A 25,224-nucleotide genomic window follows, 5' to 3' on the forward strand; every position below is an offset into this window, starting at 1 on the left:
TTCCTTCTATCTTTTTTTATGTTATCGCTAAGGTGAGCCTACACCACATTATATATCGTGATGTGCGCTTTAATGCTATCGGCATAAACTGAAAAAACTATAGACAAACTCCGTAAACACGCATCTCGGAAAGTTTTTCTAAAATATTGCTAAAGTTTTTTTACCACTCACCGATAACTAGGGGTGACGGCAGGCCAACACGCCGGCCATTTATGAAAACAGAAGGAATAAGACTATGTCAGTAATTAATACAAACATCACTTCGATGATTGGTCAGCAAAACCTTCAGAAGTCGCAATCAGCATTAGCAACTTCTATGGAACGTCTGTCTTCAGGCCTGCGTATCAACAGTGCTAAAGACGATGCAGCTGGTCAAGCTATTGCAAATCGCATGACTTCACAAATCACTGGTTTAGCCCAAGCACAGCGTAACGCGAATGATGGTATCTCAGTGGCTCAAACTGCTGAGGGTGCATTAAACCAAGTAAATGACAACTTGCAACGTATTCGTGAGTTATCAGTTCAAGCGCAAAACGGCACTAACTCTCAAGACGATTTAACTTCAATCCAAGCCGAAATTAATCAGCGCTTAGGTGAGATTGATCGTATAACCGAACAAACTGATTTCAACGGCGTTAAAGTTCTTTCTAGCGACCAAGCATTGCAAATCCAAGTAGGTGCAAATGACGGAGAAGTTATAGGCGTTAACTTACGTGAAATAACTTCTGCTACGTTAAACTTGGGAACCTTCAACGTTGATGGCTTTGATCCTGCGGGATTAACGGCCTACGCTGACGGTGATCTTCAAGCTGGCGATGGTACCGATGTTGCAGCGGCTAATGTCACGATAAATGATGGCGGCACCGGTGACTTCACTGCTACAGGCTTATCGCAAGATGCTGACGGTAACTACTTCGTACAAGGTACTAATGCAGCAGGCGACAATGTTTCAGTAGCGGTAACCGCTGCCGACTTTACGTTTACTAACGAAACTGCAGCTGGTGCAGGCGACGGTAGATTGACTGTAGCTATCAACACCGATACTGCAACAATCAACGAAGCGCGCTCAGAAAACCCTTTAGCGTCACTTGATGAAGCATTATCAGAAGTTGATACCCTTCGGTCTGACCTCGGTGCTATTCAAAACCGTTTCGAATCTGCAATTACTAACTTGCAAACTAACGAAACTAACCTGGCAGCAGCGCGTTCACGTATTGAAGATGCTGATTACGCAGTAGAAGTTGGCAACATGACTCGTGCACAGATTTTGCAACAGGCTGGTACTTCGGTACTTGCGCAAGCAAACCAGGTGCCACAGTCTGTACTGTCACTACTAGGTTAATATATGCGGGGTTAATTCCCATCACGCATACTTTAAAGGCGCCTTCGGGCGCCTTTTTGCTATCTCGATGTAAATTACTTCCACAAAACACTAAACTCCGCTCCTCAACCTTTCGTTTCTCTGCATCTTCATCTTCATCTTCATCTTCATCTTCATCTAAAACAGTGTGAAACCCGTATAAGGCTAAAGCACACAAAATTCTCAAACTTAAGGTTCCCTAATGAGCAAAGATAAAGCACTGACAATATTCTACGATGGCGGTTGCCCACTGTGTGTGCGAGAAATGAAGCACTTGAAGCGCTTAGATCGCGATAACAAGATGGCCTTTGAAGACATTCTAGTGGATGATTTCCAAACCCGTTACCCAGATATTTCCGTAGAAAATGCGAATCAAATTTTACATGGCATGAACGCCCAGGGTGTAATGATTTATGGCCTTGATGTTACTCATTCCGCTTGGAGCTTGGTTGGGCGCGGTTGGCTTACGGCACCTTTGCGTTGGCCGGTTATACGTTGGTTCGCCGATAAAGCTTATCTATTCTTTGCTCGTAATCGTAATCAGATATCCAAGGTGCTTACTGGGAGATCTCGCTGTGAACAGTGCTCAATAGATTAACGCTTTTTTAAGGTGTTGGTGAAACGAGTAATAAATTGCTAAAGTTAATTTAGGTTTAACCGATAATACGTTTAATCGGCAAAACCAGTGCAGCACAGGAGCACTATAAATGACTACACCAATTAGCGAACTATCCGGCAACTGGGCTGCTGCATTTGCAGCTTCAGAAAAGCAACGGTCTGACAAAGTAATGCAACATTTACCAGCAGAGAAAGGCGCAAACGCGGAAGCACAGCAAGTTAGTGCGGAAGATTTAGTGCCGCCATTGCAGCAAATAAATGAAGTGTTAAATCCTTATGGCGTGCAGTTTGAAATCTCTGAAGGTAAACCGGTTGTAGTGCAAATCATCGATACCAAATCTGGCGATGTAATTCGGCAAATACCTACTGAAGAAGTATTGCGTGCAGCAGAACAACTCGCAAATGTTCGTGGTGTATTGATTAACCGCGAAGCCTAAGCCGGTTTATGTAGCTTGGGAGCAAGCACGAACACATATAAATACAAAAAAGCCTAGATCACGTTCGAAGTGGCCTAGGCTTTTTGCTGTTTTTTCATGAATCAACGTATATCAAACGTTCATATTCATAATTTCTTTATAAGCATTCACTAAACGATTCCGCACCTGCACGCCCATTTCGAATGCAATGCCCGCCTTCTGAGAATCAACCATTACATCATTTAACGAAACAGTTGGATCGCCAAGTTGGAATGCTGTGGTTTTTGCCGCCGAAGCTTGTTGTAGTTCGTTGATACGATTAATAGAAGCTTGCAGCTCGTTCGCAAAGCCCCCCTTCTCTACCGCGCCGGCAGCACCGAGCGCTTTTGGATTCGCAACTTGCCCGGTGGCTTGAGTTTGCACCGCTTGCATTTGTTGTAACGCTGATTGAATACCTGCAACACTCATTTCATTATCCTCGCCTGCAATATTGGCAATCTCGAAGTGATATTCGAAGCTTTGGCATTTGCCATAACTTCCTAACAAATCTCGATGATTACTTTTTGATGGAGCACAGATTAGCAATGAAAAATCAAATTGAACGGTTTAAATAAAGCAAAAAAAGTGCCCTTTTTACCCCTTTGGTTTCATTTCAAATAGCGATAATGCTACTCATGAAAATACCCTGACCTTTAGTTGGGGTAGTTAAAATTCTTAACTCTAACGCGCAAAGAGCCCATGGAATCTACGATAAACCAACAAACGCCTGCACCGAATGCAGCCACGGCAAACCCAAGCACCGGTAATCAACTGGAAAAAATGCTTGGGTTACTCCGTGGTAATTCGATTCTTCCTATATTAATTGGTGGCGCCGCCTTTATTGCTGTGGTGATTGCCTTAATTATGTGGGCTACTACCCCCGAATATCGTGTTCTATATAGCAATTTAAGTGAATCTGACGGTGGCCAAATAGTGACTGAGTTGGAAGCACAGCGTATTCCATATCAGCTTTCAGCCGGTGGCACGAGCATTCTTGTTCCTGGCGATCAAGTTCACCGCATCCGTTTGAGTATGGCCGAACAGGGTTTGCCGCAAGGTGGAAACGCCGGTTTCAGTTTAATGGATAACCAATCATTTGGTATCAGCCAATTTGCTGAGCAAGTTAACTTTCAGCGCGCGCTCGAAGGTGAACTAGCAAGTTCAATGGAATCGCTTGGCCCAGTGAATCGGGCTCGTGTGCATTTGGCAATGGCTAAGCCTTCTGTTTTTGTTCGCGACCGTGAACCAGCTAAAGCTTCGGTAATTCTAAACTTGCATGCTGGCCGTGCATTGGGCGAAGGCCAAGTAAATGCCATTGTTCACATGGTATCTAGCTCAGTACCCGAACTTACTGCTGATAACGTTACCGTAGTTGATCAGCAAGGCAACCTTCTTTCAGCCAATGGCCAAGGCAGTGATTTAACTGGCACAGAGCTAAGCTATACCGAAGAAGTTGAGCGCACTTATCAACGCCGTATCGAAGAATTATTAACTCCCATTTTGGGCCGCCAGAATTTAAACGCGCGTGTAACCGCGCAGATAGATTTTTCACGTATCGAAGAAACTTCAGAAACTTATAGCCCAAATCAAACTCCTGAAACCGCAGCAGTGCGCAGTATTCAAAGCAATCTATCACTACAAGGTGATGGCAATTTTGTTGGCGGCGTACCAGGCGCTCTAACCAATACACCACCCGGCGTAGTTACCGCTCCAATTGAAGCGCCAGAAGAAGGTGCTGAGGGTGCTGAAGCGGTAGGCAACCAACAAAACCAGAATAACCGGAATGTGCGCCAAGATAATATTGTGAACTATGAAGTAGATCGTAATATTGCTCACATTCAACATCAACGTGGGCGCCTACAGCGTTTATCTGCAGCCGTTGTAGTAAACCACCGTAGTGGCATTGATGAAGAAGGTAACTCAATTAGTATACCGCTTACGGAAAACGAATTGGCACAAGTTGAACGGTTGGTTCAACAGGCTATGGGTTACAACGAAGCGCGTGGTGATCAATTAGAAATAGTAAATAGCCGCTTTGTTACTTCCGCCGACCCACTAGCTATCGAAGATCGCGAATGGTGGCAAGAGCCTGATACTCAGCAACTGATGATCCAAGGAGGTCGTTATGTTTTGGCTGGGTTGGGAATTCTATTATTCTATCTACTTATCCTTCGCCCGATGATTAATCGTCGATTTGTAAAAGTAAAAGGGAAAGGGAAAGGGAAATCTAGCGATTCCGATGAAGTCGATAACGAAGATGACGCAGCGGAAGGCAAGCCAGCTGGTCGTTTACGCGCTGTAGTTGGTGATGACGACGAAGATGACGATGCGGAACGTGAAGGCGAAGAAGGTGATGCTATGACCTTCAATTGGCCGAAAAAACGAAACATGACAGCGTACGATGATGCTGTGCGGAAAACACAAGAAATCGCGCGCCAGAAGCCGCGTCAAGTTGCACGTATCGTGCAAAACTGGCTAACGGAGGATGAACATGTCCGCGACTGATACGACAACAACTGAAACAAGTAACTTCGAAAATATGACGGGGTTGCGCAAGAGCTCGATTCTTTTACTTTCACTTGATGAAGATACGGCTGTAGATGTTTTTAAACATTTCACGCCGCAACAAATTCAACGTATCAGTAAAGAAATGGCGCGTTTACAAAATGTTTCTCGCAATGAAATTAAGTGGGTTCTTGAGCAGTTCCATGAAGATCTCTCAAATTCACCACCCGTTGATGAATATGATGGTTATATCCGTTCAGTACTTACCAAAGCGCTTGGTAGTGAGCGTGCCTCTACATTAATAGAGGATGTGCTGGATCAAAAAGCCGGAAATTATGGCATTGATGCGCTTAACCTAATGGATGTTCCTGAAGTTGCCGAATTAATTCGTGATGAGCATCCACAAATCATTGCCACAATACTTATCCACCTAGATCGTCAGCAAGCAGCCGGGGTTCTTGAGTTGTTCGAAGAGCGTTTACGTAATGATGTTGTGTTGCGCGTAGCTACGTTTACCGGCGTTCAGCCAGCTGCATTGCAAGAGCTTACTGAAGTGCTGGGTGGCATGTTAGATGGACAAAACTTAAAGCGAAGCAAAATGGGCGGCGTAAGAACTGCTGCAGAAATTTTGAACTTGATGAGTGCAGGCCAAGAAGATACCGCATTGGAAAACATTCGTGCCTACAACGACGAATTGGCAAGCAAGATTATCGACGAAATGTTCTTGTTCGAAAACCTTATCGACCTCGACGACCGCAGTATTCAAGTGCTGCTTAAACAAATCGATACCAACGTATTGGTTATTGCACTTAAAGGCGCTGAAAACGAACTGGTTGATAAATTCTTACGGAACATGTCGCAACGGGCAGCGCAATTGGTTCGCGAAGAGATGGAAACACGCGGCCCAATTCGCCTTTCACAAGTGGAAACCGAGCAAAAGGCTATTTTGGCCGCAACACGCCGCTTAGCCGATGCGGGCGAGATCATGCTCAGCAGCGGAGACGATACCTATGTTTAAGCCTTTTTCACCTGAGAACCTTAAAGCTGAAGCTTCCGATTTTGCGGAAACTAAAGTGGTTCCCGGTGAAAAATGGCACCGCTGGGATTTAGATGAATTGCGCCGTGCACGAATGAAGCCAGATCCGTTAAGCGAAGAAGCTAAACAGGGCTTTATTCGCGATGCAGAACTGAACGCTTTGCGCGAAAAAGCGCGCCAAGAAGCATGGGAACAAGGCCATAAAGAAGGCAGCGATAGCGGTTATCAAGCTGGCTATGAACAAGGCCTCAAAGCGGCAAAAGCAGAAGTTGAAGCCGAAAAACAAGCCTCTATTGATTCCGCATTAATGCCTGTTCGCCAATTAGCGGAAGCGTTTAGTGCTGCAGTAGAAGGTATTGATAAAAATATTTCCGAGGAGCTAGTTGAGTTGGCGTTAGCAGTTGGCGCTCAGTTAGCGCGCGATAGCTTGGATGAAACACCAGAAACCGTGCTAAAAATAGTACGCGAGTTAATCCATTCAGAGCCTACTTTTACTAACAAGCCTCGCTTGTTTGTGAACCCTGAAGATTTCGCCTTAATAGAAGAGCACTTGCACGATGAGCTTCATGCGGCTGGGTGGAAATTAGTGTCAGATGAGCGGTTAACACGCGGCGGCTGCCGCTTAGTAAGCCAAAGCGGCGAACGTGATGCTACTTGGGAAGCTCGGTGGGAACAAGTTCGCGCACAAGTTCGGCAACGAAATGGGAACAGTGAAACGTGAAAGATACCCACGAAAGCACTTTCGGCAAAGATTGGAGCCACGTTTTGAACAAAGTTCAAGAGCGTGTATCCAACTTGCCTAGCTTTCGAACTAGCGGCCGGGTAATACGAGCCACTGGTATGGTACTTGAAGTGGTGGGCTTAGAGTTGCCCCTAGGCAGTGCTTGCCGTATCGAGATCGTAGTTGAAGGCGGCCACGAGTTTATTGAAGCGGAAGTGGTTGGGTTTTCTGGCGAACGTTCATTTTTAATGCCATTAGTAGAAATTCATGGTTTAACACCGGGTGCGCGAGTATTTCCTCTACAAGAGCATGGCCCATTTGAAGGCCGGCGTTTCCCGATCGGTACTAGCTTGCTTGGGCGAGTTGTGGATGGCAACGGTAAGCCACTTGATAGCAAAGGCCCACTGCGAGAGGCAAAGTTTGCTCCACTAGCAACGCCTTCCATTAACCCAATGAACCGAGCCCCAATTGAGCAGCCCATTGATGTTGGTATTCGAGCGATTAACTCATTACTTACTGTTGGCCGTGGCCAACGCATGGGCCTATTTGCTGGCTCGGGTGTAGGTAAATCGGTACTTTTAGGCATGATGGCACGCTATACAGCTGCGGATATTATTGTGGTTGGGTTAATTGGTGAGCGTGGCCGAGAAGTACAAGATTTCATCGAGAATATTCTTGGCGAAGAAGGTTTAAAGCGAGCTGTTGTTGTAGCGGCTCCTGCCGATACTTCGCCGTTACAACGCTTGCAAGGCGCTTCGTATGCCACTCGGCTTGCTGAAGATTATCGAGATCAAGGCCTGAACGTGCTGTTAATCATGGATTCGCTCACGCGCTTTGCTATGGCGCAGCGTGAAATTGCCCTTGCCATCGGCGAGCCACCAGCAACTAAAGGCTACCCACCTTCGGTGTTTGCAAAGTTACCGGCATTAGTTGAACGTGCAGGTAACGGGTGTAAAGGTGGTGGATCGATTACCGCATTCTATACCGTGCTTACTGAGGGCGACGACCAACAAGATCCAATTGCCGATTCGGCGCGAGCTATTCTTGATGGTCATATTGTGCTCTCAAGAGCACTCTCGGAATCAGGCCACTATCCAGCAATTGATGTTGAAGCATCGATTAGCCGAGTAATGCCGGCTGTGGTGGCGGAAATGCAAATGAAACAAGCTCAGCAATTTAAAAAGCTATTCTCGGTTTACCAACGAAATCGTGATTTGATAAGCGTTGGTGCATACAGCCCAGGGCACGATCCGGTGCTCGATCAAGCCGTCCAGATGTACCCTAAGTTAGAATCATTTTTGCAGCAATCGCACAACCAAGGTGCTGATTCTTCAGCTTCCATTAGTGCGTTAACGAATCTGTTTGGAGGGGCGCAATGAGCGATTCTACAGCACTTGATACGCTAACTGATCTAGCCAAAGAGGCTCGCGATAAAGCTGGGCAGTTGCTTGCCACTGAACGCACCAACGAACGCCAAATTCAAGCCCACCAAGAAATGCTCGTGAACTACCGCGATGAATATGCGGTTCAGTTACAACAACTTATGCTTGATGGTGTAGACCCGGTAACACTTTATAATTATCGACAATTTTTGATGTCGTTAGATGATTCGATTAAGAAGGCCAGCCAAGCATTGCAGCAACAAAATAACTTGGTGGATAAAAGTAAACAAAATTGGCAACAAGAACAGCGCAAGTTAACGTCGTTTACAACCTTAACTGATCGCCGCCTTGCTGCCGCTCGCCAAACAGCGGCGCGTAAAGAACAAGTGCAAACTGATGAGTTTGCCAATAACCAACATATTCGGGGTGGGCATTTAAAGCTCATTTCTGATGCCGACAAGGAGTAACCGATGTTAAACATGATGTTGCTAAACCCTTCACAGCAAGTAGCCAATGGAAAACCCGGCGCTTCGGTTGCTGATCTTGGTTCGGGCTCAACCCCTAACAATTTTGCTGCACGCCTGCAAAACCTTGTTGATGTGCAGCAAGGCGCGAAAAAAGCGGGAAGTGAAAAGCATACTCCACAAGAAGTGTTACTAACAAATTCAACGCCTTCAGAGCTTAAGCCGGGTATGGCACTAAACCCTGGCGATAAAGTGCAGCCATTGCCTATCGATTTGCCGGAAGGCGAGCAGTTGATTGCTTTGAGCAATGAAAACCCACAACCTTTGGTTGCACAGCAAAACAGCCTATCGGCAGATATGCTGAACCGTATTGAACAAGCGCAAGCACTTGCTCAGCAGCTTAGCCAAGCAGGTAAAGGTGGAGTATCCGGAACTGAGGGCGTGAGCGCTTTTGCTGCAGCACAAACTAATGGGAACGCCAATACAACTGCACTTATGCCGCAGATGCAACAATTACCAGCAGGTCAACTGGGTTTAGCCGTGCAGCAAAATGCGAGAGCTCAAAGTGCCCTATCTCAAAGTACACTCCCTCAAAGTGCTATGCAGCAAACGTTAAAGGCTGGAAACACTCAGCTTGGGAACATTAATTCACAAACCCTGAGTGCTAATCAAACCGCTGCATTGCAAATGGCGATGCAACTAAGTGGTCAAGAACGCGCAACATTGCCGGCCGGTGCCTTGCCTGAGAGCAATCCATTTTTAACCGATGCTAAGCTGCCACAAACACCTCAGCAACCAATGCCAACATGGCAGCCTTTAGCTACTCCAGTGCCAATTAAGCAAGCAATGCCAGTAGCTGAATCGGCGTTGCAAGGCCTTAGTAATATTGCCAATGCAAGTGCGGCGAGCACTACAGCAAACAGTGAACAAGCCAATTTAGTAGCGCTACAAACCGCCAATGCCAGCGTTGCAAGTAGCAATGCTACGCCTACCGGAACACTTACTGCGCCGTTAGCCTCGAATGCTTGGCAACAACAGCTTAGCCAACAAGTAGTGAACATGAACTTTCGCCAAGATAACCAAGTAGCGCTGCGCTTGCACCCTGCTGAACTTGGCCCACTAATGATTAATTTGCGAATGGATGATCAAGCGGCAAGCTTGCAGTTTAGCGCTGCCAATGCCAATGTTCGCGCTGCTTTGGAAACTGCTATTCCCCAACTTCGAGAATTATTAGCAGAGCAAGGTATTGATTTGGCCGAATCATCGGTAAACGATGGCCAAGCTGAACAACAAAATCAGGAGCAGAGTTCAGGTTCTTCTGAACTGGCCGATAACAATTTAAACGTTCCAGCGCCAAATACTGAAGAGAACCCAAATCAGGAGCTCGATATTCAGGTAGGGAATGGGCAAATTGACCTGTACGCTTAATATTGATCAGGCATTTTCCTATCGTTTCAGGTTAAACTGAAAAGGTAAGACGGTGAAACTTCGCTTTTTAGCGGTTCACTTTTAATAAGTACAGGCATAATCCAGAATAAGCTAAAACAGGGTATATACATGGCCAAGCCACAAGCAAATACTAAAGACAGCAACAATACTATTATCTTCGCCTTAATAGGCCTAGTAGCGATTATGATTGCGGTTACCGCGGTAAACACTTGGCTATTACTTGATACGCGAACCACTGCAATGTCAGCTTTAGCAGGGAACATGCCTGCCGCAGAACGAGTTCGCGAGCCAGTGTTCGTAAAGATAGAGCCCTTCACAGTGAATTTGCGCAGTGACCAGTTTGGGCCACGCCTCCTCTACACCGGAATGACTCTCGAGGTTCAAGATGGCGATACCCGGCAAACATTAGTAGATAACATGCCACAAGTTCGCAGCCGTTTGTTGGTAATGCTATCAGGGCTCGATGCAGAAAATATTAGTACTACTGATGGAAAAACGGAACTAGCAGAGCACATTAAGGTTCGGCTATCTGAATCCTACGCAAATTCCACAGCGGAAATTGAAATTTTTGAAGTGTTGTTTACTGAGTTTATTGTTCAGTAAGCACACCATGTAACGCAACACGAGCCGTCTATTTTATCGATATTTGAGAAATTGAGAACTAGATGGTATTCACGGCAATACAAACTATAGATGAGCGTTTATGGCTGGTGATAAGCCCCTTTCACAGCATGATATCGACGAGTTACTTGGTTCGGTATCCAAACCAATGAAACCTGCAGACGATGTAAATACATCATCTCGGCAGGAGCGTTTCGGTGGGATAAAAGAACGCAATGCCGGTGAACGACCATTTGATCCGGGCACCCAACATCGCGTTGTGCGCGAGCGTTTACACACGCTTGAAATAATTAATGAGCGCTTTGCTCGCCAGTTCCGAATGAACTTGTTCAACTTATTGCGCCGTAACGCTGATATTTCTGTGGAATCGGTTCGTTATCAACGCTTTCAAGATTTCTCTGATAAGTTGCCTACGCCAATTAACTTAAACATTATTGCCATGAAACCATTGCGCGGTACAGCACTGGTGGTATTTCCACAAAACATGGTTTCCATGATTGTTGAAAACTTATTCGGTGGTGATGGACGCTTTATCACGCGCAATGAAATGCGGGAATTTACCGGTACAGAGCAGCGGATAATTAATCGCGTATTGAATTTGGCAATGGATGCTTACCAGGAGGCTTGGCGAGCGGTTTTCCAGCTTAAAATTAGTTACATTAGATCTGAAATGCAGCCTAAATTTGCCAGTATTACCAGTTCTCCAAGTGAAATTGTAGTCACTACAACTTTTCACTTAGAAGTAGGTAACTTAGATTCTAGCTTTCAAATTTGCATGCCCTACTCCATGATTGAGCCGCTACGCGATCGCCTTACCAACTTGCGGGCCGATGCCTCCAGCGCAACGGATAAAGCCTGGAAAGAGCGTATTACCCAAGAGCTGCAATCATCTGATGTTGAACTTACTACTAATTTCCTAGATATTCCTGTGCGCCTACCACAAGTTATGGCGCTAAAAGTAGGCGATGTTCTCCCTGTTTCTTTACCGAAAGTCGTAACGGCTACAGTAAGTGGCTTGCCGGTATTGGAATGCGAGTATGGCTCACTTAACAAGCACCGTGCTCTACGAGTGATTAAAATTTTAGAAAACCACGCGCTTGCGAGCCCAAATAAGGCAGATAACGTTTCTGCCTATGGCGATGCAACCTCTGAGGATTATGACGATGACTGATGATAAAAAGCCAAAAAAGGACGCTGAAGAGCAGCCTGAAGAGGCCAAACAAGAAAGCTCAGAGGGCGAAACTAACGACCCATGGGCCGATGTGCTTGAAGAAGAGCAAGCCGCTGGAAATCCGCAATCAGCCGGAGACCGAGTATTTAAGCCGTTAGAAAATACTAATCGTGGCGCAAGCGCTAGTGATTTAGATATCATAATGGATATTCCGGTAAAGCTTAGCGTTGAACTTGGCCGCACTCGCATCACCATTAAGCAACTACTAGAATTAGCTCAAGGCTCAGTTGTAGAGCTCGATGGGTTAGCCGGTGAACCAATGGATATTCTTATCAACGGCTACCTAATCGCACAAGGCGAAGTAGTTGTTCTCGATGATAAATATGGTATTCGAATCACTGAAATTGTAACCCCAGCAGAGCGTGTGCAGAAACTGAACCGATGATCACAAATACCAGTACCGCAGTGAGCACTCCGGCGGGCACCGATGTGGTGTCTAGCTTAACGCTGCTTGGTAAGGTATCTGGCTCGTTAATTTTAGTTATTCTGATTATCATTGTATGTGCTTGGTTATTCCGCCGTATCGGCAGTAGTTGGTTGCCAAGCACTACGAATAAAATACGCGTGGTTACTAGCGCAAATCTGGGCGGCAAAGAACGCATTGTAGTTGTTGATGTTGAAGGCAAGCGCTTAGTTTTAGGCGTAGCTCCTGGCAGTGTTAATCACTTAACTGAACTACCTATTCCTGAAACAACTGAAACCGATAAAGAACCTGCTGAATCAGAACAAGCTAACGTAAACCCTATTCTTAGCCCTTTCGCTAACCTTTTAAAATCAAAGCAAAACGCTACCCAGAACCATAAAGGTGGTAAGGAATGATTCAGACCCACAAAATATGGTTCGGTTTCGGCATTATAATCTTGAGCGCAATAGCGCTCTTTTTGCCTACCGACGCTATTGCTCAAGAATTGCCGGCAATCACCAGCACTACTGGCGAAGATGGCAGCCAGCGTTGGTCAGTACCGTTACAAACTTTGTTATTACTCAGCAGTATGGCTTTTTTGCCCGCTGGCCTGTTAATGATGACAAGTTTTGCGCGTATCATTATTGTACTTGGCCTCCTGCGTACAGCCATGGGTACCCAATCAGCACCGCCTAACCAAGTGCTTCTTGGTATTGCGCTATTTCTAACTTTTTTTATTATGTCGCCGGTACTTGCACAAATTTATGAAACTGCCTGGGTTCCATTAAGCGATGATGTTATTGGATTCCAAGAGTTTTTGCCGCTGGCCGCAGAGCCTTTGCGCGAGTTTATGCTTGCACAAACCCGGCAAAGTGATTTAGAGCTATTTGTGCGCCTAGCCGATATCGGCCCAATACAAGGGCCAGAAGAATTACCAATGCACGTTTTAATTCCATCCTTTGTCACCAGTGAATTAAAAACCGCATTCCAAATTGGTTTTACCATTTTTATCCCATTTCTTATTATTGATTTGGTTGTTGCCAGCGTGCTCATGGCACTCGGTATGATGATGGTGCCACCCGCAACTATTTCACTTCCGTTTAAGCTCATGCTTTTCGTATTAGTTGATGGTTGGCAGCTCATTATTGGTTCACTTGCTGCAAGCTTTTATATGTAGCTAGGAGGTAACCGATGAATCCAGAACAAGTAATGACAATCGCTTACCAAGGCATGCGAGTAGCACTTTACCTTGCTGGACCGTTGCTGCTTACGGCGTTACTTATTGGTTTGGTGGTTAGCTTATTCCAAGCAGCTACCCAAATTAACGAAATGACCCTTTCTTTCATCCCCAAAATTCTTGGGGTAGTGATTATGCTCGTAGTTATCGGGCCTTTTCTCTTGCAGCTGATTATTGATTACACTACCGAGCTATTCACCAGTATTCCTAATATGGTGCAATAGCCTAGTGCCGCGGTTACGCCATGATTGAAGTTACGTTTTTACAACTACAAGGGTGGATAGTAGCTTTTCTTTGGCCCTTTTTCCGTATCACTAGCTTTATGGTTTCAGCTCCCATATTTGGTCACTCCCGGATACCAGCGCAATTACGCATCGCATTTGGAATAGCGCTCGCGATTGTGATGGCGCCCATAATTCCCCCTATGCCCGATGTGCCCATCTATTCTTGGGCAGGCTTTGGGATAATCGTTGAGCAGGTATTGATTGGCATCGCTATGGGTTTAGTGATGCAAATTGCATTTGCCGTTGTAATGGCTGCAGGTGAGTTTATCGGATTACAAATGGGGTTGGCCTTCGCCACTTTCTTCTCGCCTGATAGCGGCGCAAACACAATGATTTTATCGCGTATTCTGCATGCTTTTACTGTGTTGCTGTATTTAGCATTGAATGGCCATCTGATTATGCTAGAAATCATCGCATTTTCCTTTGAGCAACTACCCATTGGTACTTCAGGATTAAATTTAAATGCGTTCGAAACTTTTGCACGTTTTGGTGGGGTTATCTTTTCTTCGGGGATTTTGTTAGCGCTGCCGGTATTCGGCGCTTTACTAATCATCAATCTTACGTTGGGTATCTTGAACCGCTCGGCACCTCAGCTAACGGTGTTTTCTATCGGTTTCCCATTATCACTAACCATGGGCTTATTCTTGATTACGGTGCTTACCACACAGCTCGGAACTTTTGTTCAGGCACTGTTTTCTCATGCTTTAGAATTTATTGCGTTAATGTTAGAGGCGCTGGCGCCAATTCAATAACCGCTATAAGCATGCTTTTACACTACATGCTTATAACCAGTTACAAGCAATAAATTAGCGAAGGTAATTGAATAAGCTTAGGCCTTTAATATCAACGAAAGCTTTTTGTGAAGCCTGCAACGCCACCATGCCTAAGCTGTAATCAGAAGCCGCTTTTACATAATCCAAATCTACTAAATCAGATAATTGCTGCTCGTAGCCAAGCTTTCGGTTCCCAGCAACTAAATCTAAAGTATCTAGTTCGTTGAGCCGTGCACCCAAAGAAGCACGTTTTGTTAGCGTGTTATCCTGCGCATTATCAAATTCACGCATAACATTACTAAATACATCTTTCCGGTCTGCGGGGGGCAACGTGGTTTCATCCGCCTTTAAAGCAGCAATAGCCTTTTCAAAACTTGCAAACAAATTGGCATTTGCAGGCGTACCATCGGTTGCCAGGCGGGCATTACTCAAATTGGTTAAGAAAATATCATTACCAGTGTGCCCCACCTTCATTAATCGACCACTATCAACGCGTTCTTCACGCATTTCGGTACTACCCTCAAACTGCACTGTGCCATCACCAGCCCGAGTAAACGGCGTTTCACCATCACGGTATCCCCCGAAGATATAACGACCGGTACCATCAGTTGTGTTAGCTAAACCAATCAAACCTTCGTACACGCCTTCTAATTCAGTAGCGACTGACACTCGGTCAACATCACTCAATGTATCGCTAGACGCCTGAATCATAAGCGTTTTTGCACGCGTGAGCATATCTCCCACACTGTTCAATACGCTTTCTTGTTGCGATAAGCTGTTGCGAGCGCTCACGCGAGCATCAGTATATTGTTGAGTTACCGCAATAGATTGACCCACCCCAACTGCCCGAGCAGCCGCTTGTGGATCATCAGATGGATTAACAACTCGTCGCCCAGTCGACATTTGCTGACCAACTTTTAAAAAATCGGCTTGCTGGCGATTCATTGCTGATACATTCTGATCAAAAATGGTAACCGTACTAATACGCATAGTGCTTTTTCCTCGATATCTTCGGCAAAAATACTCCGCCAAAGCTAATGCTATTCACTTACTAATCTATATCGGCTGCTCCGAGCAAATATTAACGTGAAATCGACAATATTGTGTCTAGTATACTTAGCCCAGTTTCAATCACTTTTGCGTTCGCTTGATAAAACTGCTGATAACGCACTAGATTTGCCGCTTCTTCATCAAGGTTTACCCCCGATTCAGATTGTTGCAACGCACGTAATTGCTCAGTTAAGCCTTGTTGAGCTGATAAGTTCGCGTTTATTACCGCATTGCGATTACCTGAATCACTTATTATTGCACCATAGGCTTGGCTGAAATTTGCATTGCCACTCACTAAACGAGCGCTTTGTAGATTTTGCAACGCTAATGCATTTCGGTTATCGCCTGAATCAGCTGAAGTGGCTGCAGCGATATTGGAAATATCACTAATTTCAACATTGAAATCACGCGCCGCACGTTGCACAGGGTTCACTCGAAAACGATCACCTATTTCTGGCGTTCCATTTACGTTGATTTCAATGCCCGCAAAATTCAAGTTACCAGCGCCATCTGGCGTTACCGTTGTGCGGCTGCCATTCTCTCGTTGCATTACCTGCCAATCAGTTCCATTAAATGTAAGGTCGAAGGAGCTTGAAGTAAGTTCATTAAGGTCGGCTATCGTTACATCAAGAACTCCATCACCAGCATTTTTAGTATTGGTAAAGCTCGAAGGTGCGCCAATACTAAAAAACTCAGTACCTGCATCTCCATTAAGATCGATACCAGCCTGGTGTTGCTCATTAAATGATTGCGCCATGGTTACCGCAAGTTGGCCAAGCTGACCTTGAATTTTATCAAGGCTCTCGCTGCGGAAACTCATTAACCCGCCTAAACTACCGCCCTTAAATTGATCTTCACGATATTCGATAACATTACCCGAAGAATCACGGTAGCCCACCACAATACGCTCTGGATCGAATGAAGAAGCTATAGCTACAAGCGTGTTTGAAGAATCGCCAGTTACTAACGGTTGGCCATTACCAATCGATACATTATATGCACCGCCATCCTGAACATTTACGCGGATATCAATTTTTTCACTTAACTCAGCAACATACTGATCACGTTGGTTTAATAACGAGTTTGGCGTTTGCCCAGTTGAAGCTGCTGAGGTGGCTATCTCTTTATTTAACATCGCTATTTGCCCAGCGATATCATTAATTTGCGATACTTCTAGAGTTACACCGCCATTTACCGTGCGTTGTAAATCGTTCAGATAATTATCAAATGAACGGAACTGGGCTGACATACTGCTCGCGTTACCAAGCACACCTTCTCGAGCTGCAGGTTCTGCTGGAGTGCCTGCTAAATCACCCACCGAGCCGAAAAACTTTTGCATTAACGGCGCCAAGCCCGCGTCAGGATCTGCAAGAAGGTTATCAATTTGGCTAGCTTGGGTTTTATAGGATTGCAAAGAGGCAAGATTGCCGTTTGCGTTATTCAAACGCTCAGCAATAAAGCTATTGAACTGACGATTAACGCCATTTACTTGAACGCCGCCACCATTTTTTGCTTCGCCCAACAACACAAGTTCTCGGTTGTACCCTGGGGTATACACATTCGAGATATTATTACTGGTTGCATAAAGTGCAGTTTGTGCCGCATTGAGACCGGTAATGCCGGTGTTTAAAATACTCATCAGACCTACCTTTTAACTGTGCTGAAGATTATCGGCAGCAGAAGGGAATTCTTAAGGTGAATTAGGGCTTTTGTGCCGGAATTTGAGCCGGCCCTTGCTGAAGCTGTTGTACTAATTGATCAGCTAGGCCAATGCCACGTGTAGCTAAGTGACGAGTAAGCTGCTGATCATACATGCTCTGCATTTGTTGGGTTTGTGGTGAATCGAATAACTCAGATTTGCCGGTAGCTTCACGCATGCTTTGCATCATCATATTCAGGAATACCGCTTCGAATTCTTCTGCTGCTTGGCGTAAACCTGCTTCACCATCTACACGGTTATTCGCTTTTATCTGATTCAGCCCTTGAATATCCAGCGCCATTCTGGCCTGAGTGGCTTGAGTTGCGAATGCATCATTCATTAAATAATCTCCAATTCAGCCCGCAGCGAACCAGAAGCCTTTAGCGCTTCGAGGATAGCCATTAAATCAGCCGGGGTTGCGCCAAGAGAATTTAACGCGTTCACCACTTCCATTAAATCAACGCCCTCAACCATATTCAAAGTACCGGCCTCTTGCGTGATTTGGATATCAGTATCGGTAGTTACCACCGTTTCGCCTTGCGAAAACGGGCCCGGTTGGCTTACACGTTGGCGAGTATCAATTGAAACCGAAAGGTTACCGTGCGCTACTGCCGCTTGGCTTAAACGCACGTTGCCATTCATTACCACAGACCCGGTGCGCGAATTTAATACAACACGAGCTCGCCCAACGGCCGGCTGTACATCAATATTTTCTACGCGAGCCATAAATCGAACACGCTCGTTCGCATCTTGCGGGCCAAACAAACGGATAACCCGGCCGTTCATTGCTTGCGCAACAAGATTGCCAAACTCATCGTTGATACGCGTAACTACACGTTCTGCGGTGCTAAAATCAGCCTGTTTCAAATGCAGTTCGAGCTCACCTTGATTGCCACCTAATGCAAGCGCCACTTCACGTTCTACTATCGCACCGCGGGATATACGCCCAGCTGATTGGTGATTTACCGTTTCTCGGCTGCCGCCACTTTCTGCACTAACGCCACCGATAAGAAGATTACCTTGCGCTATGGCATAAATTTCACCATCGGCACCGCGTAACGGTGTCATTAACAAGGTACCACCACGCAAGCTACGCGCGTTACCTACCGAAGAAACAGTGATATCTAAGCGTTGGCCTTGCATCGAAAAAGGAGGTAAATCTGCGGTTACCATTACCGCTGCAACATTTCGCAGCTGCATGTTTGTGCCTGCCGGAATGGTTACTCCTAACTGGGAGAGCATGTTCGTTAAACTCTGCCCCGTAAATGGCGCTTGTGTTGTTTGATCACCAGTGCCATCGAGCCCCACAACTAAGCCATAACCCACCAAAACGTTATCGCGAACGCCGGCAAATTCAGCCAAGTCTTTTAACCGTTCGGCTTGTGCCGGTGAGCTAGCGAGTAATGCTGCGCCAAGAATAATGATACTAAGTAGTTTTTTCATATTGGTCACCATTACATTGGGGTAGCCCAGTTAAAGAATCTTTGCAGCCAGCCCATACGTTGTGCTGTATGAATGTAGCCATCACCAATATATTCGATACGCGCTTCTGCTACTTGGCTTGAAAGCACCGTGCTTTGGCCAGTAACTGAACGTGGGTTTACAATTCCAGAAAAACGAATGTATTCAGCACCACTATTAATAGCAATTTGCTTCTCGCCGCGAACACGCAAGTTCCCGTTCAGCATTACCTCTAAAACTTGCACAGTAATGGTGCCTTGAAAGGTATTATTTGCGCTTGCCGAGCCTTGGCCATTAAAATCACTTACCGAACTAACATCTAGCCCTAAATCAGCCAGCGACTCCAAGAAATCGGGAAGCTGTGCCAAATCTATACCTACATTACTCGCTCGTGAGGTAGCGGTTTGGTTACTCTTCGATGCACTTACTTGCTCTTCTACTAAAATGGTTAAAATATCACCTACCATTCGGGGCCGACGATCTTCAAACAGCGGAGCATAACCGCGCTGAGCTTGAAATATTGAACCATTTGCTTGAATTGCGCCGCGCTCAGGCATCACTATAGGTTCAGGCTCGGTAACCACAATAGTTTTAGGTGCAGAAGAACACGCCACTAACCCAAATGCGGCAACGGCTACACATATGGCTTTCGCAGCTGATATCTGGGCTAGTTTATACATTCGAATCTCCTAGAACTTAGGCATTATTAACAATGCTTTGCTTACAGCTGCGTTAAGCGCGAGAGCATTTCATCACTGGTGCGCAATGCTCGGCTGTTAATTTCATATGCACGTTGGGTTTGAATCATATTTACCATTTCTTCCACAACGTTCACGTTCGATGTTTCTACATAGCCTTGGAATAAACGGCCTGTGCCGTTATCGCCAGGGCTGTATTCATTTCGTGGGCCCGAAGAAGCTGTTTCACGGTATAGATTGCCGCCCACTGATTCCAAACCGGTATCATTCATGAATGATGCCAAGGTAACTTGGCCAACTTCCGTTGGTTGCGCGTTGCCCGGCTGCGTTACTGAAACAATGCCATCTTCACCAATGGTAACGCTTAACGCATTTGCTGGAATAAAAATGCCTGGCTCCAATGGATAACCACTAGCTGTAACCATCTGCCCATTTTCGTTTAACTGAAAACTACCATCGCGAGTAAATGCTACTTCACCATCTGGCATTAACACTTGGAAGAACCCTTTACCGTTAATCGCTAGGTTTCTCGAGTTCTCAGTGGCTACCAAGCCGCCTTGCGTATGCAAGCGCTCTGTGGCTACTGCACGTACACCGGTACCGACTTGTAAGCCCGAAGGTAAACGATCTTGGGCGTTATTCATGGCACCCGGTTGGCGCATATTTTGGTATAGTAAATCTTCAAAAACCGCGCGAGATTGCTTAAAACCTGTGGTGTTAACGTTCGCTAGGTTGTTAGTAATCACATCCATCTGGAACTGCTGCGCTTCGAGGCCTGTTTTTCCGGTCCAAAGTGATTTAATCATTATTTCTCTCCATTCGTTTTTACGAATTAGCCTTGCACGGAAAGCAGGCTGTTAGCGCGCTGTGAATTTTCATCTGCGGTTTGAATTACTTTCATCTGCATATCGAATTTGCGCTGATTACTGATCATCGCCACCATTGCTTCCACCGCACTCACGTTACTCCCTTCCAGCGCACCAGTAGCAATCTTGGCATTTTCATCACGGCCAATAACGCCGCCATCTACCGATCTAAACAAGCCATCAAGGCCTCGCTCAAGCTGTTGAGCTTCAGAATTTACAACTTTAATTCGGTCAATTTCAGCCAGCTCAGTTGAACGTGCACCTTCACCTTTCATGGTAATGGTGCCATCGTCGCCGATGGTAATTTCAGCACCGAGTGGTATTACAATCGGCCCACCATCGCCAAGCACAGGGCGGCCAGCACTCATCAAAACACCATTGGCATCAACATTTAAATCGCCACGGCGGGTATAGGCTTCGTTACCATCACCGCCCTGTACTGCTAACCAATTGTTATCGCCTAAAGCAATATCCATTGGCCGGCCAGTCGCGTTAATGGGGCCACCGGTAGCATCAAACATAGGGGTTGAACCCACTACTGCAGTGCGCGTAGCTAACGAGCCAGGGCCTTCAAGAGGAACCGATCGCACAGCGCTCAATTGAGCCCGAAACCCGCTTGTTGATACGTTCGCAAGGTTGTGATTAATCACAGCCTGATCATCAAGCGTTTGCTTGGCTCCGCCCATTGCGGTGTAAATCATTGGATCCATAATCCGAACTCCTTTGCTCTTTAGCTATCACGCATACCTAACATTACGTTAGCGCAGGTTTACTGTAGCCTGCAGTACTTCATCTTGGGTTTTGATACTTTGCGCGTTCGCTTGGTAGTTACGCTGCGCCATAATCAAAGCAACAAGCTCTTGCGTTAAATCAACGTTCGATTGCTCAACCACACCCGAAGCGATGTTACCAAACTGGCCTTCACCAGCTAAACCAACGATTGCCGGGCCTGAATCAGCCGTTTCTAACCATGAGTTATCACCCACAGCGCGCAAACCTTCCATATTCCGGAAAGAGGCTAATGCTACAGTGCCCAGCACTTGGCTTTGCTCATTGGTGTAAGTGCCTACCACGCTGCCATCTTCTTCAATTGCTACCCGTACCAATGTTCCTGAGGTATAACCATCTTGTAAAAGGTTATTTAATTCAAAATCATTCGAGAATTGGGTAGTGCCGGTAACGTTCATTGCTACCGACATTGGGTCGGCACCACCACCTGGGTTAAAGGTAAATGCATCGAGGTTAGCAGTAGTATCTAAGATACCGTTGGAATCAAAGTTAAGAGTTCCAACTTCCGGGGCAAGATCGCCGTTACGTGATAAGCGAACTTCCCACTCGTTGTCATTTAACTTGGTAAAATACATTTGCGCGTTGTGGCGAGTACCTAATGAATCATAAACAACTACGGTGTTTGAGTAGTTGTAAGTATCTGGGTCATTGCGGTCGAACGGAACAACAGCACGGTCAAGTGGCACAGTACGAGCATCCATATTGAAACTCGCTGCGATTTCCGCTGTTGGGTTCGCTTGCAAACCACCAGAAGGAATTTGTAACTGGCCAGGCTGGCTGCCAACCAAAGAGCCGGCTGGATAGCCCGTTAAACGAGCACCAGAGGCGTTGGTTAAGAAGCCATCATTGGTCATGGTTAACTGGCCATTGCGCGAATATTGAATTTCATTATTCTGTTCAAAGCGAAAGAAGCCGTTACCAGTAATCGCTAGATCTAGCGTGCGGTTAGTTGTTTCTAAGTTACCTTCGTTGAAGTTCTGAACAATCGCGGCAACACGCGTACCTAAACCACCCTGGGAATCGGCATAAACATCAGAAAACTGAATTCCTGAGCTCTTAAAGCCAACGGTTTGCGCGTTGGCAATATTGTTACCAACAACACCTAAATTTTCAGCCGCTGCACGCAGGCCACTTAATGCTTGTGAAAAACTCATAGTTAATCTCCTGGATTAAACCAAAGGTGCTGATAAATCAGACAACTTGGCGAATATCTTCAAGTCGAACAGGTTCAAAAATGCCACCGAGGTCCAAACGCGGTCCGTCTGGGTGGCCTGTACTTACTGCAAATACTTGTGCGTAATTAAAGGTTTCATTAGGTACATTGCGGCCATCCGCATCTGTTGCTTCAACCTGGAATCGATAAGCGCCATCGGGAGCAACTGAGCCATCAGCCAATTTGCCATCCCATTCCACGGTTTGCATGCCAGCGTTCACACCACCTAAATCGAGTGTGCGTACAATTTGTCCGGCGCCATCAACAATGTTTACCTTCACGCTATCGGCTGGGCGATTGAATTCCATTGCAAATGGTGTTGGCGCACCTTCACCTACAAGCACTCGTTCACCCGGCACTAATACAGCTTTGCCGATTAACGAAGTAGCTTGCATGAACTTGCCTTGCTCGATTTGGCCGTTTATACCGGTCATGGTTTCGTTCAATTGCTCGATACCACTTACCGTATTAATCTGCGCCAGCTGGGAGGTCATTTCCGCATTTTCCATTGGATTCAATGGGTCTTGATTCTTTAGCTGGGCAACGAGCAATGTCATAAAGTTTTCACGCATTTCTGCGCTATTCGCTTGTGAACCCGGCCCTTGGCCATTCACGTTCGTCAATACCGATTGGTCAATTGTATTCATGGGCTTAACCCTCTCCGATGCTTAACGTACGCATCATTAATTGTTTACTCGTGTTCATTACTTCAACATTGGCCTGATAAGAGCGCGAAGCAGAAATCATATTCACCATCTCGGCAACCGGATCCACATTTGGCATTTGCACATAGCCCTCGGCATTCGCAAGCGGATGGCCCGGGCGATACTCAAGCCGACCCGGAGTTTGCTCTTCAATTACTTCGCGAACTTGCACACCACCGGCGCCTTGTCCGTTTTGTAATTTACTCTCGAATACCACTTGCTTGGCGCGGTATGGCAAGCCATCGGGGCCGCTTACGCTATCGGCATTTGCCATATTGCTGGCGGCTACATTCATTCGCTGCGATTGTGCAGTGAGCGCCGAACCGGAGATATCAAAAATGCTAAACATGCTCATATTTCAGAACCTCTTTGCTTATTCAGGCTGCATTGCCGACCGCAGGCTTTTAATCCTGCTATTCATAAAAGTTAAACTCGCTTGGTAGCGCACTGAGTTATCGAGAAACTTGCTGCGTTCCATATCCATATCAACGGTATTACCATCAAGGCGCGATTGCGCCGGAATCCGATATTGCATGTTGCTTACATCTGAAGCTTCCGTACCGCTACCACCCATGTGGCCAGCCGAAGTACGCGCAAGAGCGGTTGCTTGTTGCCGCCCTTGTGTGGCTGCTTTTTGCAACTCGCTGGCGAAATCAAAATCGCGGGCCTTAAAGTTTGGCGTATCCGCATTAGCAATGTTGTTTGCCAACACTTGCTGGCGCTGATCACGAAGATTTAACGCTTCTTGGTGGAAATGCAGTGTTCCCGTCATTTTATCGATCATGCTGCTACCCTTGTTATCAATTGCAGCTCTCTGTGCTCTTTCGCCTGGTTAATTTATGTACAGGCCGAATAAAGGAGAACTTGGCAGCGTTAAGACTACGATCGTATTTGTCGAGTCAATCGCTCGAAAAAAGCAGTTTTTTTCGCTTATTTCTTCAATTCAGAGTTTATTCGTGTGTTTATAATGGCAATTAATCAGCCATTACGCGGAAATAAAAAATTAATGCAAGCAATTGTAAAGAAACTGTTTTTCATTCTTATTGGTGGTGCATTTATATGTACATCAATGGTGGTGAATGCAGCCTTTGCAAATACCCAAGAAATAACCCGTGCCGTGCAAAACTTTCTTTATCAACAAGCCAGCCGCTCAACCTCGGCGAATTCTGAGATAGCAATTGAAGTCTTCGCACCCAGCGCACAATTCGGCGCTTGCGAAAACCCAGAGCCTTTTTTTCCTAGTGCAAATCAAGAAGCGGCCGGCCGTGTTTCTGTGGGTGTTCGCTGCGGTAAAAATGGCGAGCAAGTGCGTTACGTTCAGGCGCAAATATCTTTGCTAAGTCGTTACTTAGTGCCTGTCGATGATATACGCTCCGGCACCCTAATTACCGCAGCTATGCTTACCTCGGCAAAGGGCGATACCGGGCGAATGCGTAATCAGCCGATTACACGCTTCGAGGATTTGGTAGGTTTAGTAGTGCGCAGAAATTTACGCGCAGGCCAACCCATTTATGAACAAATGGTACAAGCCCCAGAGATAATAGCTCGTGGGGATACTGTGAGAATACTAGCGCAAGGAACTGGCTTCCAAATAGAACGTGAAGGAACTGCGGTTGATAGCGGTGGCTTAAACGACACTATTCGTATTCGAATTGGTAACCGCGAAATGTTAGAAGCTAAAATTATCGGCCCCGGGCGAGTGGTAGTTATAAACTAACATTGACGTTTTGCACACCGGATCTCACCTTTAAAGGATTAGTAAACAATATTCTGTTAACCCCGCTATAGCGGCCTATGATAAAATTACGTTATCATTACAAATAAGCTGCTTCTTGGCTGATTTTTGAGCATTAATTTGCTAAAGTTTCCTTATCTTCTGCCGATAATATTTGCAGACCCAAACACACCAAGGGGAATGTTTTGAAAATCAATGGCATGCAGCCTTTACCAGTTACCCCAAGTAGCGAACAAGGCAAATCAACCGGAAAAACTTCGGGCGCAGGCAATGCAAACCAAACCGCAGAAACACCTGCGGCGGTAACCCATTTTAGCCCAGCACTTGAAAATACTAGCCAAGATATTGATATGGCGCGCGTTAACGAATTGAAAGAAGCAATTCGCGATGGCCGCTTAGATATTCGGGCAGATCAAATTGCTGATAGCTTAATCGATAGCGTTCGAGAGCTTTTAGATAATTAATTTTTA

At 45.9% G+C, this 25,224-nt stretch carries 30 protein-coding genes; 18 read left to right on the top strand and 12 right to left on the bottom strand.

Features of this window, described 5'->3' with window-relative positions; genetic code table 11:
- Positions 1-235 precede the first annotated feature (235 nt).
- The 3 genes from A28LD_RS02310 (at position 236) to A28LD_RS02320 (ending at position 2,415) form a co-directional block, all read left to right on the top strand.
- Complete coding sequence (locus A28LD_RS02310; protein ID WP_007419446.1) at positions 236-1,342, top strand: FliC/FljB family flagellin; 1,107 nt, start codon at positions 236-238, stop codon at positions 1,340-1,342.
- 220 nt (positions 1,343-1,562) lie between these two features.
- Positions 1,563-1,958 (top strand): thiol-disulfide oxidoreductase DCC family protein, encoded by a 396-nt coding sequence (locus A28LD_RS02315; RefSeq protein ID WP_007419447.1) that lies wholly within the window; start codon positions 1,563-1,565, stop codon positions 1,956-1,958.
- A 109-nt stretch (positions 1,959-2,067) separates the two neighbouring features.
- Positions 2,068-2,415 (top strand): flagellar protein FlaG, encoded by a 348-nt coding sequence (locus A28LD_RS02320; protein WP_007419448.1) that lies wholly within the window; start codon positions 2,068-2,070, stop codon positions 2,413-2,415.
- A 111-nt stretch (positions 2,416-2,526) separates the two neighbouring features.
- On the opposite strand, the gene fliE is transcribed toward A28LD_RS02320, so the two are convergent.
- On the bottom strand, positions 2,527-2,862 hold the full coding sequence (gene fliE / locus A28LD_RS02325; RefSeq protein WP_007419449.1) for a flagellar hook-basal body complex protein FliE: 336 nt from the start codon (positions 2,860-2,862) through the stop codon (positions 2,527-2,529).
- 270 nt (positions 2,863-3,132) lie between these two features.
- On the opposite strand from fliE, the gene fliF reads away from it, so the two are divergent.
- The 13 genes from fliF (at position 3,133) to fliR (ending at position 14,518) form a co-directional block, all read left to right on the top strand.
- Positions 3,133-4,938, top strand: a complete 1,806-nt coding sequence (gene fliF / locus A28LD_RS02330; RefSeq protein WP_007419450.1) for a flagellar basal-body MS-ring/collar protein FliF — start codon at positions 3,133-3,135, stop codon at positions 4,936-4,938.
- Entirely contained in the window at positions 4,925-5,956 is a 1,032-nt protein-coding gene (fliG, locus tag A28LD_RS02335) for a flagellar motor switch protein FliG (protein WP_007419451.1), read from the top strand. The genes fliF and fliG overlap by 14 nt, the downstream gene beginning before the upstream one ends.
- Entirely contained in the window at positions 5,949-6,695 is a 747-nt protein-coding gene (locus A28LD_RS02340) for a flagellar assembly protein FliH (protein WP_007419452.1), read from the top strand. Before fliG ends, A28LD_RS02340 begins: the two co-directional genes overlap by 8 nt.
- Positions 6,692-8,074 (top strand): flagellar protein export ATPase FliI, encoded by a 1,383-nt coding sequence (gene fliI, locus A28LD_RS02345; RefSeq protein ID WP_007419453.1) that lies wholly within the window; start codon positions 6,692-6,694, stop codon positions 8,072-8,074. Before A28LD_RS02340 ends, fliI begins: the two co-directional genes overlap by 4 nt.
- A complete protein-coding gene (gene fliJ / locus A28LD_RS02350; protein WP_007419454.1) occupies positions 8,071-8,544 on the top strand; it encodes a flagellar export protein FliJ in 474 nt (157 codons plus the stop codon). The genes fliI and fliJ overlap by 4 nt, the downstream gene beginning before the upstream one ends.
- A gap of 3 nt (positions 8,545-8,547) precedes the next feature.
- Entirely contained in the window at positions 8,548-9,969 is a 1,422-nt protein-coding gene (locus tag A28LD_RS11835) for a flagellar hook-length control protein FliK (RefSeq protein WP_007419455.1), read from the top strand.
- A 129-nt stretch (positions 9,970-10,098) separates the two neighbouring features.
- Positions 10,099-10,593 carry a flagellar basal body-associated protein FliL gene (gene fliL / locus A28LD_RS02360; protein ID WP_007419456.1) on the top strand — a complete coding sequence of 165 codons (495 nt, stop codon included), beginning with the start codon at positions 10,099-10,101 and terminating at the stop codon, positions 10,591-10,593.
- 100 nt (positions 10,594-10,693) lie between these two features.
- Positions 10,694-11,782, top strand: coding sequence for a flagellar motor switch protein FliM (fliM, locus tag A28LD_RS02365; protein WP_007419457.1), 1,089 nt, complete (start codon positions 10,694-10,696; stop codon positions 11,780-11,782).
- A complete protein-coding gene (gene fliN, locus A28LD_RS02370) occupies positions 11,775-12,227 on the top strand; it encodes a flagellar motor switch protein FliN (RefSeq protein WP_007419458.1) in 453 nt (150 codons plus the stop codon). Before fliM ends, fliN begins: the two co-directional genes overlap by 8 nt.
- Positions 12,224-12,661 (top strand): flagellar biosynthetic protein FliO, encoded by a 438-nt coding sequence (gene fliO, locus A28LD_RS02375; RefSeq protein ID WP_007419459.1) that lies wholly within the window; start codon positions 12,224-12,226, stop codon positions 12,659-12,661. The genes fliN and fliO overlap by 4 nt, the downstream gene beginning before the upstream one ends.
- A complete protein-coding gene (gene fliP / locus A28LD_RS02380; protein WP_007419460.1) occupies positions 12,658-13,422 on the top strand; it encodes a flagellar type III secretion system pore protein FliP in 765 nt (254 codons plus the stop codon). The genes fliO and fliP overlap by 4 nt, the downstream gene beginning before the upstream one ends.
- A 14-nt stretch (positions 13,423-13,436) precedes the next feature.
- Positions 13,437-13,706, top strand: a complete 270-nt coding sequence (fliQ, locus tag A28LD_RS02385; protein WP_007419461.1) for a flagellar biosynthesis protein FliQ — start codon at positions 13,437-13,439, stop codon at positions 13,704-13,706.
- A gap of 20 nt (positions 13,707-13,726) precedes the next feature.
- Positions 13,727-14,518 carry a flagellar biosynthetic protein FliR gene (gene fliR, locus A28LD_RS02390; protein ID WP_007419462.1) on the top strand — a complete coding sequence of 264 codons (792 nt, stop codon included), beginning with the start codon at positions 13,727-13,729 and terminating at the stop codon, positions 14,516-14,518.
- 54 nt (positions 14,519-14,572) lie between these two features.
- On the opposite strand, the gene flgL is transcribed toward fliR, so the two are convergent.
- The 11 genes from flgL to flgB form a co-directional block, all read right to left on the bottom strand.
- Positions 14,573-15,529, bottom strand: coding sequence for a flagellar hook-associated protein FlgL (flgL, locus tag A28LD_RS02395; RefSeq protein ID WP_007419463.1), 957 nt, complete (start codon positions 15,527-15,529; stop codon positions 14,573-14,575).
- Between the two features lie 91 nt (positions 15,530-15,620).
- Positions 15,621-17,228: a flagellar hook-associated protein FlgK gene (gene flgK / locus A28LD_RS02400; RefSeq protein WP_007419464.1), complete on the bottom strand. Its 1,608-nt coding sequence runs from the start codon at positions 17,226-17,228 to the stop codon at positions 15,621-15,623.
- A gap of 61 nt (positions 17,229-17,289) precedes the next feature.
- Positions 17,290-17,628, bottom strand: a complete 339-nt coding sequence (locus A28LD_RS02405; RefSeq protein ID WP_007419465.1) for a rod-binding protein — start codon at positions 17,626-17,628, stop codon at positions 17,290-17,292.
- The gene (locus A28LD_RS02410; RefSeq protein WP_139043496.1) at positions 17,628-18,731 is read right to left on the bottom strand and encodes a flagellar basal body P-ring protein FlgI; all 1,104 of its coding nucleotides are present in this window, start codon (positions 18,729-18,731) and stop codon (positions 17,628-17,630) included. The genes A28LD_RS02405 and A28LD_RS02410 overlap by 1 nt, the downstream gene beginning before the upstream one ends.
- A gap of 11 nt (positions 18,732-18,742) precedes the next feature.
- On the bottom strand, positions 18,743-19,429 hold the full coding sequence (locus A28LD_RS02415) for a flagellar basal body L-ring protein FlgH (RefSeq protein ID WP_007419467.1): 687 nt from the start codon (positions 19,427-19,429) through the stop codon (positions 18,743-18,745).
- Between the two features lie 41 nt (positions 19,430-19,470).
- A complete protein-coding gene (gene flgG, locus A28LD_RS02420) occupies positions 19,471-20,253 on the bottom strand; it encodes a flagellar basal-body rod protein FlgG (RefSeq protein ID WP_007419468.1) in 783 nt (260 codons plus the stop codon).
- A gap of 26 nt (positions 20,254-20,279) precedes the next feature.
- Positions 20,280-21,023, bottom strand: a complete 744-nt coding sequence (locus A28LD_RS02425) for a flagellar basal body rod protein FlgF (protein WP_007419469.1) — start codon at positions 21,021-21,023, stop codon at positions 20,280-20,282.
- Between the two features lie 48 nt (positions 21,024-21,071).
- Positions 21,072-22,256 (bottom strand): flagellar hook protein FlgE, encoded by a 1,185-nt coding sequence (gene flgE / locus A28LD_RS02430; RefSeq protein WP_007419470.1) that lies wholly within the window; start codon positions 22,254-22,256, stop codon positions 21,072-21,074.
- Between the two features lie 37 nt (positions 22,257-22,293).
- Positions 22,294-22,962 (bottom strand): flagellar hook assembly protein FlgD, encoded by a 669-nt coding sequence (locus tag A28LD_RS02435; protein ID WP_007419471.1) that lies wholly within the window; start codon positions 22,960-22,962, stop codon positions 22,294-22,296.
- A gap of 4 nt (positions 22,963-22,966) precedes the next feature.
- Positions 22,967-23,374 (bottom strand): flagellar basal body rod protein FlgC, encoded by a 408-nt coding sequence (gene flgC / locus A28LD_RS02440; RefSeq protein ID WP_007419472.1) that lies wholly within the window; start codon positions 23,372-23,374, stop codon positions 22,967-22,969.
- Between the two features lie 18 nt (positions 23,375-23,392).
- Entirely contained in the window at positions 23,393-23,803 is a 411-nt protein-coding gene (gene flgB, locus A28LD_RS02445) for a flagellar basal body rod protein FlgB (RefSeq protein ID WP_007419473.1), read from the bottom strand.
- 222 nt (positions 23,804-24,025) lie between these two features.
- On the opposite strand from flgB, the gene flgA reads away from it, so the two are divergent.
- Together flgA and flgM are read left to right on the top strand one after the other, a co-directional pair.
- Positions 24,026-24,736 carry a flagellar basal body P-ring formation chaperone FlgA gene (flgA, locus tag A28LD_RS02450; protein WP_050795125.1) on the top strand — a complete coding sequence of 237 codons (711 nt, stop codon included), beginning with the start codon at positions 24,026-24,028 and terminating at the stop codon, positions 24,734-24,736.
- Between the two features lie 203 nt (positions 24,737-24,939).
- Entirely contained in the window at positions 24,940-25,218 is a 279-nt protein-coding gene (gene flgM, locus A28LD_RS02455; protein WP_202796067.1) for a flagellar biosynthesis anti-sigma factor FlgM, read from the top strand.
- Positions 25,219-25,224: the final 6 nt, after the last annotated feature.

It is taken from the genome of Idiomarina sp. A28L (assembly GCF_000218785.1).
Taxonomy (GTDB): domain Bacteria; phylum Pseudomonadota; class Gammaproteobacteria; order Enterobacterales; family Alteromonadaceae; genus Aliidiomarina.